This window comes from Pseudomonas citronellolis, assembly GCF_001586155.1.
Lineage (GTDB): Bacteria > Pseudomonadota > Gammaproteobacteria > Pseudomonadales > Pseudomonadaceae > Pseudomonas > Pseudomonas citronellolis.
Genome location: NZ_CP014158.1, coordinates 4,965,485 through 4,982,925 on the forward strand (window position 1 = coordinate 4,965,485; position 17,441 = coordinate 4,982,925).

17 protein-coding genes are annotated in these 17,441 nt (G+C 67.8%); 8 read left to right on the plus strand and 9 right to left on the minus strand.

Features of this window, described 5'->3' with window-relative positions:
- Positions 1 to 153: 153 nt before the first annotated feature.
- Positions 154 to 639, plus strand: a complete 486-nt coding sequence (locus PcP3B5_RS21555; protein WP_009623540.1) for a GFA family protein — start codon at positions 154 to 156, stop codon at positions 637 to 639.
- Here PcP3B5_RS21555 and egtB read toward each other — a convergent pair.
- Positions 636 to 2,753: an ergothioneine biosynthesis protein EgtB gene (gene egtB, locus PcP3B5_RS21560; RefSeq protein WP_061562364.1), complete on the minus strand. Its 2,118-nt coding sequence runs from the start codon at positions 2,751 to 2,753 to the stop codon at positions 636 to 638. The two genes, PcP3B5_RS21555 and egtB, sit on opposite strands and share 4 nt — an antisense overlap.
- 267 nt (positions 2,754 to 3,020) lie before the next feature.
- Here egtB and bla point away from each other — a divergent pair, with 267 nt between their 5' ends.
- The 3 genes from bla (at position 3,021) to PcP3B5_RS21575 (ending at position 4,595) form a co-directional block, all read left to right on the plus strand.
- On the plus strand, positions 3,021 to 3,896 hold the full coding sequence (bla, locus tag PcP3B5_RS21565; RefSeq protein WP_061562365.1) for a class A beta-lactamase: 876 nt from the start codon (positions 3,021 to 3,023) through the stop codon (positions 3,894 to 3,896).
- A gap of 143 nt (positions 3,897 to 4,039) precedes the next feature.
- Positions 4,040 to 4,312: a type II toxin-antitoxin system Phd/YefM family antitoxin gene (locus PcP3B5_RS21570; RefSeq protein ID WP_061562366.1), complete on the plus strand. Its 273-nt coding sequence runs from the start codon at positions 4,040 to 4,042 to the stop codon at positions 4,310 to 4,312.
- Positions 4,290 to 4,595, plus strand: coding sequence for a Txe/YoeB family addiction module toxin (locus PcP3B5_RS21575; RefSeq protein ID WP_051878951.1), 306 nt, complete (start codon positions 4,290 to 4,292; stop codon positions 4,593 to 4,595). The genes PcP3B5_RS21570 and PcP3B5_RS21575 overlap by 23 nt, the downstream gene beginning before the upstream one ends.
- 18 nt (positions 4,596 to 4,613) lie before the next feature.
- Here the strand turns inward: PcP3B5_RS21575 and PcP3B5_RS21580 are convergent, their stop codons facing one another.
- Complete coding sequence (locus PcP3B5_RS21580; protein WP_061562367.1) at positions 4,614 to 5,081, minus strand: RES family NAD+ phosphorylase; 468 nt, start codon at positions 5,079 to 5,081, stop codon at positions 4,614 to 4,616.
- A complete protein-coding gene (gene parS / locus PcP3B5_RS21585) occupies positions 5,081 to 5,539 on the minus strand; it encodes a type II RES/Xre toxin-antitoxin system antitoxin (protein ID WP_061562368.1) in 459 nt (152 codons plus the stop codon). Before parS ends, PcP3B5_RS21580 begins: the two co-directional genes overlap by 1 nt.
- A gap of 470 nt (positions 5,540 to 6,009) precedes the next feature.
- Between parS and PcP3B5_RS21590 the strand changes: the two genes are divergently transcribed.
- Together PcP3B5_RS21590 and mdtI are read left to right on the plus strand one after the other, a co-directional pair.
- Positions 6,010 to 6,369 carry a multidrug/spermidine efflux SMR transporter subunit MdtJ gene (locus PcP3B5_RS21590; protein ID WP_009623553.1) on the plus strand — a complete coding sequence of 120 codons (360 nt, stop codon included), beginning with the start codon at positions 6,010 to 6,012 and terminating at the stop codon, positions 6,367 to 6,369.
- On the plus strand, positions 6,363 to 6,692 hold the full coding sequence (gene mdtI, locus PcP3B5_RS21595) for a multidrug/spermidine efflux SMR transporter subunit MdtI (protein WP_061562369.1): 330 nt from the start codon (positions 6,363 to 6,365) through the stop codon (positions 6,690 to 6,692). The genes PcP3B5_RS21590 and mdtI overlap by 7 nt, the downstream gene beginning before the upstream one ends.
- A gap of 370 nt (positions 6,693 to 7,062) precedes the next feature.
- Here mdtI and gabP read toward each other — a convergent pair whose 3' ends face one another.
- From gabP to glaH, 5 genes are all read right to left on the minus strand, one after another.
- Positions 7,063 to 8,463 carry a GABA permease gene (gabP, locus tag PcP3B5_RS21600; RefSeq protein WP_043312797.1) on the minus strand — a complete coding sequence of 467 codons (1,401 nt, stop codon included), beginning with the start codon at positions 8,461 to 8,463 and terminating at the stop codon, positions 7,063 to 7,065.
- 143 nt (positions 8,464 to 8,606) lie between these two features.
- Positions 8,607 to 9,881, minus strand: coding sequence for a 4-aminobutyrate--2-oxoglutarate transaminase (gabT, locus tag PcP3B5_RS21605; RefSeq protein ID WP_009623558.1), 1,275 nt, complete (start codon positions 9,879 to 9,881; stop codon positions 8,607 to 8,609).
- A gap of 37 nt (positions 9,882 to 9,918) precedes the next feature.
- Positions 9,919 to 11,367, minus strand: coding sequence for an NADP-dependent succinate-semialdehyde dehydrogenase (gene gabD / locus PcP3B5_RS21610; protein ID WP_061562370.1), 1,449 nt, complete (start codon positions 11,365 to 11,367; stop codon positions 9,919 to 9,921).
- 31 nt (positions 11,368 to 11,398) lie between these two features.
- On the minus strand, positions 11,399 to 12,652 hold the full coding sequence (gene lhgO / locus PcP3B5_RS21615) for an L-2-hydroxyglutarate oxidase (protein ID WP_061562371.1): 1,254 nt from the start codon (positions 12,650 to 12,652) through the stop codon (positions 11,399 to 11,401).
- 121 nt (positions 12,653 to 12,773) lie between these two features.
- Positions 12,774 to 13,751, minus strand: coding sequence for a glutarate dioxygenase GlaH (gene glaH / locus PcP3B5_RS21620; RefSeq protein WP_061562372.1), 978 nt, complete (start codon positions 13,749 to 13,751; stop codon positions 12,774 to 12,776).
- 193 nt (positions 13,752 to 13,944) lie between these two features.
- Between glaH and csiR the strand changes: the two genes are divergently transcribed.
- Together csiR and PcP3B5_RS21630 are read left to right on the plus strand one after the other, a co-directional pair.
- Positions 13,945 to 14,646: a DNA-binding transcriptional regulator CsiR gene (gene csiR / locus PcP3B5_RS21625; RefSeq protein WP_177331036.1), complete on the plus strand. Its 702-nt coding sequence runs from the start codon at positions 13,945 to 13,947 to the stop codon at positions 14,644 to 14,646.
- A 241-nt stretch (positions 14,647 to 14,887) separates the two neighbouring features.
- On the plus strand, positions 14,888 to 15,931 hold the full coding sequence (locus PcP3B5_RS21630) for a class I SAM-dependent methyltransferase (protein ID WP_061562373.1): 1,044 nt from the start codon (positions 14,888 to 14,890) through the stop codon (positions 15,929 to 15,931).
- Between the two features lie 381 nt (positions 15,932 to 16,312).
- Here PcP3B5_RS21630 and PcP3B5_RS21635 read toward each other — a convergent pair whose 3' ends face one another.
- On the minus strand, positions 16,313 to 17,332 hold the full coding sequence (locus tag PcP3B5_RS21635) for an AraC family transcriptional regulator (RefSeq protein WP_061562374.1): 1,020 nt from the start codon (positions 17,330 to 17,332) through the stop codon (positions 16,313 to 16,315).
- Between the last annotated feature and the right edge of the window lie 109 nt (positions 17,333 to 17,441).

Sequence of the window (17,441 nt, forward strand, 5' to 3'; positions counted from 1 at the left end):
GACTTCACCTGCCTGACGACGGTTTCGCCCTCATTGAATCACGCCCAACCTATAACATCCCGGGCAGCCGACCATCCGTCGTCGCGCCCGGCGCGGCGGGGCGCGATCAACCACCCTTGCCCGGGTCCCGTATCCCTACAGAGGAGATCAGCCATGCGACTGGAAGGTTCCTGCCATTGCGGCGCCGTGACCTTCAGCCTGGAGAGCGCTCACCCATACCCCTACCAGCGCTGCTACTGCTCGATCTGCCGCAAGACCCAGGGCGGCGGGGGCTACGCCATCAACCTCGGCGGCGACGCCGCCAGCCTCAAGGTGCGCGGGCGCAAGCACCTGCGCGTCTATCACGCCAAGCTGCGCGAGCCCGGCCAGCGCACCCGCACCAGCACCGCCGAACGCAACTTCTGCGGCGAATGCGGCAGCGCGCTGTGGCTGTTCAGCCCGGAATGGCCGGAGCTGATCCACCCCTTCGCCTCGGCCATCGACACCCCGCTGCCGGTGCCGCCGGAACACACCCACCTGCTGCTGGACTCCAAGGCCCCCTGGGTGGAGGTGGAAAAGCACCCGCGCGACCTGTACTTCGACGGCTACCCGGAGGAGTCCATCGCCGACTGGCACCGGCGCCTGGGGCTGGAGCGCTAGGCCTGCAGGCGGAACACCGCGAAGGCCGGCTCGGCGCTGGTCCAGTGCTCGCGCACCAGCCAGCCGCCGCGCTCGGCCAGCGTGCGGAAGTCGTCGATGGCGTACTTGTAGGAGTTCTCCGTGTGCAGGCGCTCGCCGGCGCGGAACAGGTACTCCATGCCGGCTATGCGCACGCGCTGCTCGACGCGGCTGACCAGGTGCATCTCGATGCGGCTGTGCTCGGGATTCCAGAAGGCCAGGTGGTCGAAGCGGTCGAGCTGGAAATCGGCGTCCAGCTCACGGTTGATGCGCTGCAGCAGGTTGAGATTGAAGCGCGCGGTCACGCCCTCGGCATCGTTGTAGGCGGCCTCCAGCACTTTCACGTCCTTGCGCAAGTCCACCCCGACGATGAAGCTCGCCCCCGGCCCCAGCAGTTCGTGGACGCCCTGGAGGAAGGCCAGGGCCTGCTCCGGGGCGAAGTTGCCGATGGTGGAGCCGGGGAAGAAGCCCAGCCGCGGGCCGTCGGCCAGCGCCGGGGGCAGCGCCTCCAGGCGGGTGAAGTCGGCGCACAGGGGCTCGACGCGCAGCACCGGGTAGTCGCGCTGCAGGCGCGCGGCGGCCTTGTCCAGGGCCGCCGGGCTGATGTCGATGGGCACGTAGCGGCGGATCTGCGGCGCCGCGTCCAGCAGCAGGCAGGTCTTCTCGCTGGCGCCGCTGCCGAACTCCACCAGGGTGCAGTCGGCCGGGATGCGCTCGGCCAGGGCCGGGGCGATGCGCTTGAGCAACGCGGTCTCGCTGCGCGTGGGGTAGTACTCGCGGGTGCGGCAGATGGCCTCGAACAGCTCGGAGCCGGCGGCATCGTAGAAATACTTGGGCGAAAGCTGCCGCGGCTGCAGCGAGAAGCCCGCCTCCAGGTCCTCGGCCAGCTCGCGGGCGCGCGGGTCCAGCGCGGCCTGTTCGGGCAGGTCGCGGGCCAGGCGCAGGCCGGCGAACATCCAGCGCTTCTCGGGGTGGAAGAAGTTGCGGTAGCTGGGCCGCGAATGCCCGGCCGGGGTGATGCAGGCGCCGCCGCGCAGGACCATCTGGCTGACCATGAACTTGCCGTTGTACTCGCCCACCGCCCCGGCGCCGGGGCGGAAGCCGGGATACGCCGCATAGGCGCTCTGCGTCCACTGCCAGGCGGCGTCGTAGAGCTGGCGCAGACGGCCGTCGCGGGCGGCCACTTCCCATTCCATCTCGGTGGGCAGGCGCGCGCCGGCCCAGTTGGCGTAGGCGCTGGCCTCGTAGTAGCTGACGTGCAGCACCGGCGCGTCCAGGTCCAGCGGGCGCAGGCCGGCCAGGCCGAACTCGTGCCAGCCGTCGCCCTGCCGTCGCCAGTACAGCGGCGCTTCCCAGCCCTCCTCCTGCACTTTGGCCCAGCCGTCGGACAACCAGAATTCCGCGCGCCGGTAACCGCCATCCTCGATGAACGCCAGCCACTGCCCGTTGCTCACCAGCGACTCGGCGATCTCGAAGGGCGCCAGGAAACAGCGGTGCGCCGGCGCCTCGTTGTCGAAGGCGAAACCCTGGCCGTCATGGCCGATGCCCAGCAGCCCGCCCTGGATCGCCAGGAAGCGCTGCGGCCCGCAGGCCGGGGGCGCATATCCCTCGCCATAGGCCGGCGCCAGCGGCGACAGGCTGAACAGGTGGAGGATGTCCATCAGCAGCAGTTCCTGGTGCTGCTCCTCGTGGGCCAGGCCCAGGCGCACCAGGGCTTCCAGCTCGGCGTCGGGCTCGGTGTCCAGCAGCGCCTGCATGTGCTCGTCGACGTGCAGCCGGTAGTCGAGCACCCGGTGCAGCGGCGGCCGCGTCAGCATTCCTCGCTGCGGCCGCGGCTGGCGCGCGCCCAGAGCCTCGTAGTAGGAATTGAACAGGTAGCCGAAGCTGGCGTCGAACTCGGCGTAGCCGGCCAGCCGCGGCTTGAGCAGGAAGGTCTCGAAGAACCAGGTAGTGTGGGCGATGTGCCACTTGGCCGGGCTGGCGTCGGGCATCGACTGGGCGACCGCGTCCTCGGCGCCGAGGGGGGCGATCAGTTCCTCGCTGTGCCGCCGCACCTGGCGGTAGGCATCGAGCAGGGATGGGGCCTTGCTGGACATGGGGTGGTCCCCTTTTCCGTGGGCGGGTTCGGAACGCAGGCGGCCATTCGTTCTCGAGGCTGACCTTCTCCGGGTGGAAGGCACCGCTGCGTCGCACTCATCGGGTTCGAGCCGCGGCCCCGGTCAAAGGTTGCAACGAATTGTCGCCGGGGCCGCACCTTTTCAGGGTAGAAGCGCTCGCCGCGCCGGCCGGGAAAAACCGATGGGCGTGCCCGCTTGCCCCACCCGCCCGGCTGGCCGATAGTCGCGCTTCGACAAGGAGGCAGCATGTTCAGCAGAAGACAGATCAACCGCGCCCTGCTCCTGGCGCCCCTGGCCGGCCTGCTCGCCGGCACCGCGCGGGCGGAATCCACGCTGGAGCGCCTGAAGCGACTGGAACGCGACAGCGGCGGGCGCCTGGGCGTGGCCGTGCTCGACACCGGCGACGGCCGCCGCTTCGGCCTGCGCGAGGACGAGCGCTTCCCGCTGTGCAGCACCTTCAAGCTGCTGCTCGCCGCCTGCATCCTGGCCCGCGTGGACCGCGGCGAGGAGCAGTTGGCGCGGCGCATCGTCTACGGCCAGGCGGACCTGGTGGAATATTCGCCGGCCAGCGAGCGCCACGTCGGCCAGCCGGGCATGAGCGTCGCCGAACTCTGCGAGGCAGCGATCACCCTGAGCGACAACGGCGCCGCCAACCTGCTGCTGGCCAGCCTGGGCGGCCCCACCGGCTTGACCGACTGGCTGCGCAGCACCGGCGACGACGTCAGCCGCCTGGACCGCAACGAACCCACCCTCAACCAGGCCCTCCCGGGCGATCCGCGCGACACCAGCACCCCGCGGGCGATGGTCGCCACCCTGCAGCGCCTGCTGCTGGGCGACATCCTGCAACCCGCCTCGCGCGACCAATTGAACGCCTGGCTGGCGGCCAACAAGACCGGCGACAAGCGTATCCGCGCAGGCCTGCCAACGGGCTGGAAAGTCGGCGACAAGACCGGCACCGGCGAACGCGGCACCAGCAACGACGTGGCCATACTCCGGCCGCCGGGCCGCGCGCCGATCCTGGTGGCGGCCTACCTCACCGGCAGCCCGGCCCCGGCGGAAAAGCGCGATGCGCTGCTGGCGGAGGTTGGACGGCTGGCGGCGGGGTTGGTGGAGCAGCCATAGAACGCAGCAACACTAGCAATGGCTGCGCTTGATCAAAGTACAACGTTCTGTACAATCCTCTCGTCCAGCACAGGATCAGCCATCCGCAATCCATTCCCGTCGGAAGATTCAATCAGCCCTGGCTTCGCCAGGAGGTACCCGCCATGCAAATTCTGACATTCAGCCAAGCGCGAGCCAGCCTGAAACAGGCCATGGATGACGTATGCCGCGACCATGAGCCGACTGTCATCACCCGGCAAAGAGGCGAACCTGTGGTTCTGCTTTCGCTGGAGGACTACAACGGCATGCGCGAGACCATGTACCTGCTGCAATCCTCGGCCAATGCACAACGGCTGCATGAATCCATCGAGCAGTTACGAGTCGGCAAGAGCGTGCCAAGGGAACTGAGCATCAGTGACGACGCAGAAGAAACGTAACAAGGCCGGCGCCCGCAAGACGGTTTCAGTGGCTTTCACCGATCACGGCTGGGATGACTACCAATACTGGAAGGGCCAGGATCCGAAGATATCCGCAACCCTGGACCGACTCATCGGCGAATGCCTGCGTACCCCCTTCAGCGGCACCGGCAAGCCCGAAGCGCTGAAGGGTAATCTCAGCGGGCTCTGGTCCCGCCGCATAACCCGCGAACACCGGCTGGTCTACCTGTTCGAAGACGGCCAACTCTTCATCGTGCAATGCCGCTACCACTACGACGGCTGACTCGCCTTCTCCATCGGCTCAAGCCCGTGCCTGGAACATCCGCTCGTCATACATGAAGTCGTAGCTGTCCTCGACCCGCACCAGGCTCATCGCCGGGTGCCGCGGGTTGAGCAGAAGGTTCCACTCCAGCGGCAGCACCGCCGAGGGCACTATCAGGCCGAGCTGTTCGCCGGCCTGCAGCCAGCGGGTGCCGTAGTCCATGCCCGGGCGGTCCGCCGGCAGGCTGTTCCAGCCTTCGGGCAGGTCCCGGGGATCGGGCTTGAGGTAGAGGTCGTCGCCTTCCGGGAGCCGGAAGGCGGTGATCTTCATCGGGAAGGTCGGCCGGCCGCTGGCGTGCACGAAGGTTTCCAGGCAGCAGATGGCCGGCGTCAGGCCCAGGTAGACGACCGGCACGTCGCGGTGGTTCCAGCGCCCGCCGAGGATGGCCGCGCCCTGACCGCTCAGGTCGGTGGCCCGGGCCGCCTTGGCGACGCGCCAGGCCCGCATCAGGCGGCCCCGCCCCACTCCAGCGCGTGCAACACGCGGCGTACCTGGTTGGCGCCTATCTCGGTGTCGCAGAGGCTCAGCGGCGTCTGGCCGCCGAGGGCCTGGTTGGGGCGCTCCAGCCACTGGGCCGCGGCGTCCTTGTCCTCGAACACCTGCTCGGCCAGCACGGCCACCGAGGCCAGGCGGTCGAGGCGCTCCGAAGTGACCAGGTCCAGCGCCTGGTCGGCCTTCTTCTTGCGCTCGTAGGTGGACAGGGAGATGTTGAACAGCTCGACGAAGCCGGGGCCGCTGATGCGGAAGGTATCGCGCACCGATTCGACCCAGCGCCAGCTCAAGCCGTGGCGGATGTGCTGCAGCCGTTGGGCCTCGGTGAGGCTGGCATGGTCGTGCACCAGATGCCAGAACACCGGGGACGGCGAGTCGCTGCGACGACGATCTTCCGTCTTGATGGCCAACATGCGACCTCCTCAAATGATGAAAACAAACCGTCAAATGAAGGCTACTCCTTTCCGGCGGATTTGCCCAGCCAGGATGTCGGGAGCAGGTGGGCGCACAGAAAAATGAACAAAATATTGCACAGCCATCTTGAACAGAAGACTTCCTGCCTGGGCCCCCTCACAAGAAAATAATGAATTCCTGCGCCATTTACTCATTGCTTGAGTCTATCGATTTGCCAATCTTCCTAACTTCAGGCAATATAGTGTTCATTATGTTGAACATCACGATTCAAACCCTCTTCACTTCCCGCCTGGTCTCCCGCGAGCGCCACTGGACCGGCGATCTCTAGCGCCCTCCCTCGAAGTCACGTCTTTGGTGACGATGTACCCGAGCCTATCGCTCGCCCTGCGTCACCTCCCCCGCTCCGACTTTCCGCCTGGCCGCACGTGCAAACGTGGGGGTAGCGGCTTGCCCAAGGGAGGGCTCGCTCATGCGTTCCTGGATCTATCTGTTCGCCGCCATCGGTTTCGAAGTGGTCGGCACCACTTCGATGAAACTCACCACCACCCTGGCCCCGTTCTATGGCCACCTGCTGATGTACGCCATGGTCGGCCTGTCGTACTACTTCCTGTCGCTGGCCATCAAGCGCGTGCCGGTGGGCGTGGCCTACGCCCTCTGGGAGGGCATCGGCATCGTCCTCATCACCCTGGTCAGCGTCGCCTGGCTGGGCGAGAACCTGGCCCCGGAGAAGGTCCTGGGCCTGGCCGTGATGATCGCCGGCATCCTGCTGGTGAAGTCCGGCACCCGCAGCAAGCGCGAGCCGTCCGCAGAGGAGGCCGTCGCATGCTGAGCCTCGATTGGGTTCCGTTCGCCTGGCTGGGCCTGGCGATCATGCTGGAAGTGATCGCCAACCTGCTGCTGAAGTACTCCGACGGCTTCCGCAGGCGCGCCCTGGGCGTCACCTCTATCCTCTGCGTGCTGGGCGCCTTCTCGGCCCTGGCGCAGGCGGTGAAGGACATCGAGCTGTCGGTGGCCTATGCGGTGTGGGGCGGCTTCGGCATCCTCGCCACCGTGGCCATGGGCTGGGCCCTGTTCGGCCAGCGCCTGGTGTGGCGTGGCTGGCTAGGGTTGGGCTTGCTGGTGGCGGGGATGGCGCTGCTGAAGCTGGCCTGAGGAAACGAAAACGGGGCGCCGCATTGGCGCCCCGTTTTCGTTTGGGAGTGACGGATACCTGTGGGAGCGGGCCCTGCCCGCGATTTCGCGCGCAGGGCGCGCTCCTACAAGGGCACGGCGTATGGGCGACCTGTAGCGGATCTCATCCGCGAATCGCGCCGGGATGGCCGGCTATCGCGGACAAGGTCCGCTTACGGTTGAACTACGTGCCTCACGGAAACCTGTAGGAGCAGGCCCTGCCTGCGATTCGCGCGCAGGGCGCGCTCCTACAGGGGTACGGCGTATGGGCAACCTGTAGGAGCGAGCTTGCTCGCGAACCAACCCCGCAGCGGAGTCGTTCGCGAGCAAGCTCGCTCCTACGAAAAGCCCATCAGCGCTCGGCCACCCTCAGGCGTGTGGCGCCCTGCTCGCCACGCGCGCGGCGGCGGGTGACCAGCAGGCCGGAGCAGACGATCAGCACGCTCAGCAACGCGGTGGCGGTCACTTCCACGCGGTGGTCCGGGCGCAGCAGCATCAGCACCAGGACGCCGACGATGAACAGGATCACGCCCCAGGTCAGCCAGGGGAACAGCCACATGCGGTACTGCGGCACCTGGCCTTCGGCGTTCATGCGCTTGCGCATGCGCAGCTGGGAGATGGCGATCACCAGGTACACCAGCAGGGCGATGGCGCCAGAGCTGGCCATGAGGAAGCCGAACACCTGGGCCGGCACCAGGTAGTTGGCGATCACCGTGGCGAAGGCCGCGGCGGTGGACAGCAGCACCGCCACCACCGGGGTGCCGGCGCGGCTGGTGATGCGCGCGGCGGCCGGGGCGTCGCCGCGGCTGCTCAGCGAGTAGAGCATGCGCGAGGCGGTGTACAGCGACGAGTTCAGGCAACTGGTCACCGAGGTCAGCACCACCACGTCGATCAGCGCCTTGGCGTGGGGCACGCCGAGCACTTCCAGCACGGTCACGTAGGAGCCGTCGGCAGCCAGGCGCGAATCGGTCCAGGGCACCAGGGCGACGACGATGAAGATCGACAGGATGTAGAACAGGGTGATCCGCCAGATCACCGAGTTGGTGGCCTTGGAAATCTGCTTTTCGGCAGCGTCCGATTCGGCGGCGGCGATGGTCACCACTTCCGCGCCGAGGAACGAGAACATGGTGATCAGCATGGCGCTGAGCACCGCGCCGAAGCCGTTGGGCATGAAGCCGCCGTTGTCCCACAGGCGCGACACGCCGCTGACGCCGGTATCCGGCAGCAGGCCGAGGATGGCGCAGGCGCCGAGGACGATGAAGCCGACGATAGCGATCACTTTCACCAGCGCCAGCCAGAACTCGAATTCGCCGTAGTTCTTCACGCTGAACAGGTTGGTGGCGGTGAGCAGCAGGGTGATGGCCAGGGACAGCACCCAGATGTCCAGCTGCGGCACCCAGCTGTTGATGATGGTGGCGGCGATGTTCGCCTCGATGGGGATCACCAGGACCCAGAACCACCAGTACAGCCAGCCGATGGTGTAGCCGGCCCACTTGCCGATGGCGCGGTCGGCGTAGGTGGAGAAGGAGCCGGTGTCGGGCGACGCCACAGCCATCTCGGCCAGCATGCGCATGACGATCACCACCAGGGCGCCGGCCAGCATGTACGCGAGGATGGCCGCGGGACCGGCCTCGGCGATGGCGCGGCCGGAGCCGACGAACAGGCCGGCGCCGATCACGCCGGCGATGGACAGCATGGTCACATGCCGCGATTTCAACCCATGGCTCAGGTTGTTCTTGTTGAGCTGTTGCATGGTCTCACCTTGTAAAGCTGCGTCCCTGCGGCGGAAATGGCCCGGCCCACCCGTGCGTGGGCACGGGCGGGTACGGGGTCCGTCTTTGTTCTCTTCGGCGCGGCCCCTTCAGGGAAAGGGGCCGCGGGGCACGCGGATGAACCTCAGGCCAGCTCGTCGAAGCACTCGCCGATGATGCCCAGGCCACGCTGCAGGTCGGCGTCGCTGACGGTCAGCGGCACGAGGATGCGCAGGACGTTGTAGTAGGTGCCGCAGGACAGCAGCACCAGGCCCTTGTCGCGGGCCTTGGCGACGATCCTGGCGGTCAGTTCGGCGGCCGGGGTCTGGCCGTCGGCTTCGAACAGTTCCACCGCGACCATGGCGCCGAGGATGCGCACGTCGCCGACGCTGGCGTGACGCTCGCCGATCCGGCGCAGGCCGGCGCCGAGGATCTCGCCCACGGCCTGGGCGCGCTGCAGCAGGTTTTCTTCCTCGAAGGCCTCGATCACCGCCAGGGCGGCGGCGCAGGAGATCGGGTTGCCGGCGTAGGTACCGCCCAGGCCGCCCGGGGCCACCGCGTCCATCAGTTCGGCCTTGCCGGCCACGCCGGCCAGCGGGAAGCCGCCGGCGATGGACTTGGCGAAGGTGGTCAGGTCGGCGGCGACGCCCATCTGCTCCATGGCGAAGAAGGTGCCGGTGCGGCCGGCGCCGGTCTGCACTTCGTCGGCGATCAGCACGATGCCGTGCTCGTCGCACAGGGCGCGCAGGCGCTGCATGAAGTCCTTCGGCGCCGGGTTGAAGCCGCCCTCGCCCTGCACCGGCTCGAGGATGATCGCGGCGATGTCGCGCGGCTGCGCGTCGTTCTTGAAGATGCGCTCGATGCTGGCGATGGCGTCGTCCACCGATACGCCGTGCAGCGCGTTCGGGTACTGCGCGCGGAACACGCCGCCGGGCATCAGGCCCAGGCCGGCGGAGTACGGCACGACCTTGCCGGTCAGCGCCAGGGTGTAGTGGGTGCGGCCGTGGTAGGCGCCGGTGAAGGCGATCACACCGCTACGGCCGGTGGCGGCGCGGGCGATCTTGATGGCGTTCTCCACAGCTTCGGCGCCGGTGGTCACCAGCAGGGTCTTCTTCTCGAAGTCGCCGGGGAGCATGCCGTTGATCTTCTCGGCCAGGGCCACGTAGCCCTCGTAGCCGAACACGTGGAAGCAGGTGTGGGTCAGCTTGGCCATCTGCGCCTGCACGGCGGCCATCACCTTCGGGTGCAGGTGGCCGGTGTTGAGCACGGCGATGCCGCCGGCGAAGTCCAGGTATTCGCGGCCTTCCACGTCCCAGATGGTGGCGTTCTCGGCGCGCTCGGCGTAGATCTGGTGGATCTGGCCGACGCCGCGCGGGATGGCGGCCATGCGCCGTTGTTGCAGGCTCTGGTTGCTGTTCATGCTGTCTCCAGGTCAGGAATGGGTGGGCGGACGCGCGTTACACGCCGATGCACAGGTATTTGATTTCCAGGTAGTCTTCGATGCCGTACTTGGAGCCTTCGCGGCCCAGGCCCGAGGCCTTGATGCCGCCGAAGGGAGCGACTTCGTTGGAAATGATCCCGGTGTTGATGCCGACGATGCCGTACTCCAGCGCCTCGCCGACGCGGAACACGCGGCCCAGGTCGCGGGCGTAGAAGTAGGCGGCCAGGCCGAATTCGGTGTCGTTGGACATGGCGATCACCTCGGCCTCGTCCTTGAAGCGGAACAGCGGCGCCAGCGGGCCGAAGGTCTCTTCCTTGGCCACGGCGGCGTCGTTCGGCACGTCGACCAGGATGGTCGGCTCGAAGAAGGTGCCGCCCAGGGCGTGGGGCTTGCCGCCGGCGACGACCTTGGCGCCCTTGCCCACGGCGTCGGCGATGTGCTCCTCGACCTTGGCCACGGCCTTGGCGTCGATCAGCGGGCCGGTGGTCACGCCGTTCTCCAGGCCGTTGCCGATGTTCAGCTTGGCCACGGCGGCCTTGAGCTTCTCGACGAAGGCGTCGTACACGCCGTCCTGGATGTACAGGCGGTTGGCGCAGACGCAGGTCTGGCCGTTGTTGCGGTACTTGGAGACCAGCGCGCCGTCCACGGCGGCGTCCAGGTCGGCGTCGTCGAAGACGATGAAGGGTGCGTTGCCGCCCAGTTCCAGGGACACCTTCTTGATGTCCTTGGCGCATTCGGCCATCAGCTGGCGGCCGATTTCGGTGGAACCGGTGAAGGTCAGCTTGCGCACGATCGGGTTGCCGGTCAGCTCGCCGCCGACTTCGCCAGCGCTGCCGGTGACCACGCTGAACACGCCTTTCGGGATGCCGGCGCGCTCGGCCAGCTCGGCCAGGGCCAGGGCGGAATACGGCGTCTGCGAAGCGGGCTTGAGGACCATGGTGCAGCCAGCGGCCAGGGCCGGGCCGGCCTTGCGGGTGATCATCGCCGAGGGGAAATTCCACGGGGTGATGGCCGCGGTGACGCCGATGGGCTGCTTGATCACCATCAGGCGCTTGTCCGGCTGGTGGCCGGGGATCATGTCGCCGTAGACGCGCTTGGCTTCCTCGCCGAACCACTCGAGGAAGGAAGCGGCGTAGGCGATCTCGCCCCTGGCTTCGGTTAGCGGCTTGCCCTGTTCGAGGGTCATCAGGCGGGCCAGGTCGTCCTGGTTCTCGATCATCAGCTCGAACCAGCGACGCAGCTTGTTGGCGCGCGCCTTGGCGGTCAGCGCGCGCCAGGCCGGCAGGGCGCGGTCGGCAGCCTCGATGGCGCGGCGGGTCTCGGCGGCGCCCATCTTCGGCACGCTGCCGATGATTTCGTTGCTGGCCGGGTTGTTGACCTTGAGCGTCTGGCCGTTGTCGGCATCCACCCAGGCACCGTCGATGTAGGCCTGCTGGCGGAACAGGCTGGAGTCTTTGAGTTGCACGCGTTCTTCCTCGTTATCGGCGGCGGGCGGCTCAGCCGGCAGCCCGCAGGTTGTTGTCGGGGGTGGCGGCCTTGGCGAAGTTGCCGCCTTGGGCGGCGACCTGTTCGCGGACCTTCTCGACGATGTAGGCGCCGATCGGGATGGCCGAAGTGGCGGCCGGCGACGGCGCGTTGCAGACGTTGACGCTGCGCCTGGTATTCACGAAGAGGAAGTCGTCGATCAGCTTGCCGTCGCGCGACACCGCCTGGGCGCGCACGCCGGCCGGGTACTCGGTGAGGTCGCTCTTGACGATGCTCGGGCAGTACTTCTGCACTTCCTTGAGGTAGCCGCCCTTGAACAGCGAGTTCTTCATCTCGATCAGGCCCGGGCGCAGGTTCTTCGCCAGCACCTTGAGGATGCCCGGCGAGGTCAGGGTCTCGAACAGGTCGGAGAGGCTGACGTCGGTCTTGCGGTAGCCTTCGCGTTTCATCGCCAGCACCGCGTTGGGGCCGACGGTGACGGTGCCGTCGATCATCCGCGTCAGGTGCACGCCGAGGAACGGCATGGACGGGTCGGGGATCGGGTAGATCAGATGGTTGACGATCTGGTTGTGCTGCTTGGGCAGCAGGTAATACTCGCCGCGGAACGGGCAGATGATGAACTGCGGCTCCAGGCCCAGCATGCGCACGATGCGGTCGGCCATCAGGCCCGAGCAGGTGACCAGGTAGCGGCCGCGGAACTCGTTGTCGGTGGTGCGCACCACCACTTCCTCGGCGCGTTCGTCCAGCGCCGTCACCTCGGCGTTGTAGCGGATCTCGCCACCGGCGGCCTGGAACTCGCGGCCCATGGCGGCGGTGACTTCGGCGTAGCTGACGATGCCGCTGGAGGGCACGAAGATGCCGCCCATGCCGACGATGTTCGGCTCGCGCTCGCGCAGCTCGCCGGCGCTCAGCCAATGGCGCTCCAGGCCGTTGGCCGCGGTGCGCTCCCAGAGCGCCCGCATGCGCTCCATTTCCAGCTCGTTGGTGGCCACCAGCAGCTTGCCGCACTCGTCATAGCGGATGCCGTGCTTGTCGCAGAAGGCCTTGGTGGCCTTGTTGCCGGCCAGGCAGAACTTCGCCTTGAGGCTGCCGGGGGTGTAGTAGACGCCGGCGTGGATCACGCCGCTGTTGTGCCCGGTCTGGTGGCGCGCCGGGCCGGATTCCTTCTCTAGCAGGAGGATCTTCGCGTCCGGGTAGACCTGGGTGAGTTGCATCGCGGTGGACATGCCGACGATGCCGCCGCCGATGATGATGAAATCGTACACAGCCATTACCTCGCGCACTGGCTCAGCTGAAAAAGACCCACAGGAGCGGGCCACCGGCGAAGACCGTGCGCGGACCTTCGCGGGCGAGCCCGCTCCTGTGGCAAGGGTGACGCTGTCGGAATTACTGGCCGCGCTGGTACAGCGGTTTCTGGTAGGCGATGTAGCCACGCTGGCGCATCAGCTCGCGGCGCAGGCCCTCGTGCGGGGTGAAGCGGTCGCGGCCGTGCAGCCAGAACAGGTTGTTGATCAGCAGGAAGCAGCCCTGGGGCACCGGCACCGAGAGCTTGGCCGGGCTGGTCTCCAGAGACTCGGACAGGGCGTTCAGCCAGATGCCTTCCTCGAAGTCCTTCGGCTGCACGAACTGGTCGATGTAGCGCATGGTCGGGCGGCCTTCGGCGTCGCAGTCGAACACCGCGTGGAACACGTCCTCGCTGACCTTCTTGCTCGGCGGCGCGGTCCAGCGCATTTCGCGGCGGGCCAGCGGGTGGCGGTAGAACTCGTCCAGCTCGTTCCAGTCGTCCAGGTGCAGCAGCAGCGAGTTGCCGCCCTCCATGTTCTTCTCTTCGATCTTCATCATCAGCACGTAGTCGGTGATCTGATTGACGAAGGTGCCGTCGTTGTGCAGCTCCATCACGCGGTGCGGCTGGCGCAGGTAGCTGTCGGAGTTGTCGCTGTTGACCACCACGAAGCGGGCGTAGAACTGGCCGCTCATGGCGTCGTAGTTGGAACGGCCGATCAGGTGCGCGATGGCGGTGGAGAACTTCACCATGTCCTCGGCCTGGGCCACGTCGTCCAGGCCCTCGGGCTTGACCAGCATGCCGCCGGTGGCGCGGTCGAGGATGGTGTTCAGCAGCACCGGGCGCAGGGTGCCTTCGCACAGCTCGTCGAGGATCTGGGCGACGCGGAAGCGCAGGAACGACTTGTACTCCAGGGCCTGCACCGGCCACTGCGCCACCGCCTTGACGAAGGCCTGCACGGTTTCACGGGCGAAGGTCAGTTCCAGCAGGCGCGGCGACTGCGCCGAGGGCGCTACCGAGTAGCCGCGGGTCTCCAGCGGCAGGGGCATGGCGAGGTCCTGGATGGAGGTGAAGGCGTTCATGGCGGTGTCCTGGCAATGATGGGGTGGCGCCGTCCGGCAATGACCTGGATCAGGCGGGCAGGAGAAAAATATCGCCACAACATAAAAATGTCTACATTTTTATTTTTCGACGACAAATAGCCGTCCTGTCTATTGTTTTTCGTCCATACGACATTTGGGTATGATCCAGCGCAAATCCCCACAGGAGCTGGATTTGGAAGCGATCGCCCCCCGTCAGAACTCGGCCGTCAGCGGTTACGAGTGGCTCAAGAAGGACATCATCCGCGGCGTCTTCAAACCCGGCGAAAAGCTGCTGATGAGCACCCTGAAGGAGCGCTACGACCTGGGCGTGGGCCCGCTACGCGAGGCCCTGTCGCAACTGGTGGCGGAGCACCTGGTGGTGGCCATCAGCCAGAAGGGCTACCGCGTGGCGCCCATGTCACTGGAAGAGATGCAGGACATCTACGACGCCCGCGCCAACCTGGAAGCGATGATCGTCGGCCTGGCCATCCAGCGTGGCGACGATGCCTGGGAAGCGCAGGTGCTGGCGCACTCGCACACCCTGGCCAAGGTGGTGGAGGTGAAGACCCGCGAGCAGCGCCTGGACGTCTGGGACGAGCGGCACAAGGCCTTCCACACCGCCATCGCCCAGGGTTGCGGCTCCAAGCACCTGCTGCAGGCGCGTACCTACCTGTTCGACCAGGCCGAGCGCTACCGCCACCTGTGGCTGACGCACACGGTGTTCTCCGAGCAGGCCCTGGAGCTCAAGCGCCAGGAGCACGCCGCGCTGGTGGAGGCGATCCTCGCCCGCGACGCCGCGCGCGCCAGCGAGATGATGCGCAACCACTTGATGACGCCGGTGCCGATCATCGCGCAGATCATGCGCAACGGCGGCCTGGGCGAAGCCGCCCGCTAACGCCGGGCGTCGGCCGGCGCCACCCGCCGCGGCCGCAGCGCTAGACTGGAACGACGCCCCGCCGAGGGGCCGCCCGCCCCGGGCCGGCAATGACGCGCGAACCGCGGCTGCCGGCACGCGCCCGTCCCGGGCCGGCGCCTGCCCTGCCCCGCTGTTCGCCGCGCGTATGGAGAACCGGCACCTCCCGCCATCCACCCGGAGCTCCCGCCGCCGCGCGGGGCCCGACAGCGGAGGAGCTGCCATGGACGAAGCCAAACTCAACGACTTCATGGGCCGCCTGGTCGCCGACATGGGCGGCGCGGCCATGCTGGCGAACGTCATCCTCGGCGACGAACTGGGCCTGTACCGGGCCATGGCCGACAACCAGCCGGTGAGCCCGCAGACCCTGGCCGAACGCACCGGCTGCAACCCCCGGCTGCTGCGCGAATGGCTCAGCGCCCAGGCCGCCGCCGGCTACCTGGAGCACGAAGGCGGCAACTTCCGCCTGCCCGAGGAACAGGCCATGGCCCTGGCCATCGAGGACTCGCCGGTGTACGTGGCCGGCGGCGCTGGCGTGCTGGCCTCGCTGTACCAGGACAAGGACAAGCTGCTGGCCGCCATGCGCGGCGACGGCGCCCTGCCCTGGGGCGACCACCACCCCTGCCTGTTCCGCGGCACCGAGCGTTTCTTCCGCCCCGGCTACCGCGCGCACTTGGTGGACGAGTGGCTGCCGGCGCTGGACGACGTGGTGGCCAAGCTGCAGAACGGCGCAAGGGTGGCCGACATCGGCTGCGGCCACGGCGCATCCACGGTGATCATGGCCCAGGCCTTCCCGGCCTCGCGCTTCGCCGGTTTCGACTACCACGCGCCCTCGGTGGAAACCGCCAGCCAGCGCGCCCGCGAGGCCGGCGTCGAGGACCGCGTGGCCTTCTCCCAGGCCAGCGCCAAGGACTACCTGGGCGAATACGACCTGATCTGCTACTTCGACTGCCTGCACGACATGGGCGACCCGGTGGGCGCCGCCCGCCACGCCCTGCGCCACCTGGCGCCGGACGGCACGGTGCTGCTGGTGGAGCCCTACGCCGGCGACCGCCTGGAAGACAACCTGACGCCCATCGGCAAGCTGTTCTACGCCGCCTCGACCTTCATCTGCACGCCCAACTCGCTGTCCCAGGAAGTGGGCCTGGGCCTGGGCGCCCAGGCGGGCGAGGCGCGGCTGCGCGCGGTGTTCGAAGAAGCCGGGTTCACCCGCTTCCGCCGGGCGGCGGAGACGCCGTTCAACCTGATCCTGGAGGCGCGGCCCTGAGCGGTAGGTGCGGATAATCGCGGACGGAGTTCCTACAGTTTCAGGTAGCACGGTCGTAGGAGCGGACCTTGTCCGCGATAGCCGGACGTACCGGCGCGATTCGCGGATAAGATCTCCTACGCCATTCCCGGCACCGTGCCTCCTGTAAGCGGGCCCTGCCCGCGATTCGCGCGCAGGGCGCGCTCCTACATGGGAACGGCGCGGGTGGGGTTGCGTAGGGCGTATAACCGTTCGCGGTTATACGCCGCCTCACCTTTCTCATCGACCCTGCCTCGGTCGATCCGGGGGAATGCGTGACCCACGCCAAACTCGACACCGAGCGGACCGGTAACCAAGGTCAAACGGCGGATAACGCCGTAGGCGTTATGCGCCCTACGGGTTTCAGGCGCGGAAATGGCTCGGCGGCTGGCCGCTCCAGCGCTGGAAGGCGTGGCGCAGGCTGGCGGTTTCGCTGAAGCCGAGTTCCTCGGCGATGCGGTAGATGGGCATGTCGCCGCCCTGCAGCAGTTCCTTGGCGCGGGCGAAGCGCAGTTCGTCGAGCAGTTGCTGGTAGCTGGTCTGCTGTTGCTGCAGGTGCCGGCGCAGGCTGCGCGAGGAGCAGTTCAGGCGCCGCGCCAGTTCCTCCAGGCCCGGCGGCGCCTGCAGGCGCTCGCCGAGGATGCCGCGGACCTTGTCCAGCCAGGCGCGGCGGGCGGCCAGGTCGACGTTCTGCCGGCGGCACTGTTCGAGCATCTCGCGGTGCGTCACCGGGTCGGCCAGCGGCAGGCGGCGTTCCAGCCAGGCGGCGGGGAAGCCGAAGGCGCTACGCGAAGCGCCGAACCGCAGGCCGCAGGCGAAGCCTTCGGCGTAGGCGGCCTCGCGTTCGGGCGGGGCGGCATAGTCGAACTCCGCGCACAGCAGCTCCAGCGGCTGGCCCAGCAGGTCGCCGCAGGTGACCTTCATCGAGCCCAGGCACAGTTCGGTGTTGAACGGCCGCAGGGCCTCGTCCTCGCTGTAGCCGGTGGCCACCAGCCAGGCCACCTCGCCTTCGACCTGCAGCGCCAGGTGGAAGTAGGTGCCCAGCAGCACCGGGTAGCTCAGGCCGATGCGCAGCGCCTCGCCGAGGGTCGGCGCGGAAAGCAGCGCATAGCCCAGCAGGCCGTAGGCGGAAATCCGCGTGCGCAGGCCCAGGCGCAAGCCCAGGGCGGGCTCGGCGGCCAGGCGCTCGGCGTTGGCGAACACCTGCTGCTCCTGCCAGGGGCTGACCAGCCGGCGCAGGTCCACCAGGTCGGCGGCGGTGATGCCGCTGCCTTCGAGGATGCTGTCGCGCTCATGGCCTTCGGCTTCCAGCAGGGAAACCGTCAGGGTGGTCATGTGCAGGGAGTTGAGCCAGGTGTTGCGGGAGAAGCTGGTTCCGGTCATGTCTTGCCCATAGGAGCGCTGCGCCGTGCCCGCGATGTTACCGTCGCGGGCATGGGATTTGGCAAGGCAAAGGCGGCAATTGTAGGAGCGGGCCCTGCCCGCGATTCGC

Excerpts from the sequence above, each read along its gene's own strand:
- PcP3B5_RS21555 (WP_009623540.1), top strand. The coding sequence starts at position 154 with ATGCGACTGGAAGGTTCCTGCCATTGCGGCGCCGTGACCTTCAGCCTG.
- egtB (WP_061562364.1), bottom strand. The coding sequence starts at position 2,753 with ATGTCCAGCAAGGCCCCATCCCTGCTCGATGCCTACCGCCAGGTGCGG.
- bla (WP_061562365.1), top strand. The coding sequence starts at position 3,021 with ATGTTCAGCAGAAGACAGATCAACCGCGCCCTGCTCCTGGCGCCCCTG.
- PcP3B5_RS21570 (WP_061562366.1), top strand. The coding sequence starts at position 4,040 with ATGCAAATTCTGACATTCAGCCAAGCGCGAGCCAGCCTGAAACAGGCC.
- PcP3B5_RS21580 (WP_061562367.1), bottom strand. The coding sequence starts at position 5,081 with ATGCGGGCCTGGCGCGTCGCCAAGGCGGCCCGGGCCACCGACCTGAGC.
- parS (WP_061562368.1), bottom strand. The coding sequence starts at position 5,539 with ATGTTGGCCATCAAGACGGAAGATCGTCGTCGCAGCGACTCGCCGTCC.
- PcP3B5_RS21590 (WP_009623553.1), top strand. The coding sequence starts at position 6,010 with ATGCGTTCCTGGATCTATCTGTTCGCCGCCATCGGTTTCGAAGTGGTC.
- mdtI (WP_061562369.1), top strand. The coding sequence starts at position 6,363 with ATGCTGAGCCTCGATTGGGTTCCGTTCGCCTGGCTGGGCCTGGCGATC.
- gabP (WP_043312797.1), bottom strand. The coding sequence starts at position 8,463 with ATGCAACAGCTCAACAAGAACAACCTGAGCCATGGGTTGAAATCGCGG.
- gabT (WP_009623558.1), bottom strand. The coding sequence starts at position 9,881 with ATGAACAGCAACCAGAGCCTGCAACAACGGCGCATGGCCGCCATCCCG.
- glaH (WP_061562372.1), bottom strand. The coding sequence starts at position 13,751 with ATGAACGCCTTCACCTCCATCCAGGACCTCGCCATGCCCCTGCCGCTG.
- PcP3B5_RS21630 (WP_061562373.1), top strand. The coding sequence starts at position 14,888 with ATGGACGAAGCCAAACTCAACGACTTCATGGGCCGCCTGGTCGCCGAC.
- PcP3B5_RS21635 (WP_061562374.1), bottom strand. The coding sequence starts at position 17,332 with ATGACCGGAACCAGCTTCTCCCGCAACACCTGGCTCAACTCCCTGCAC.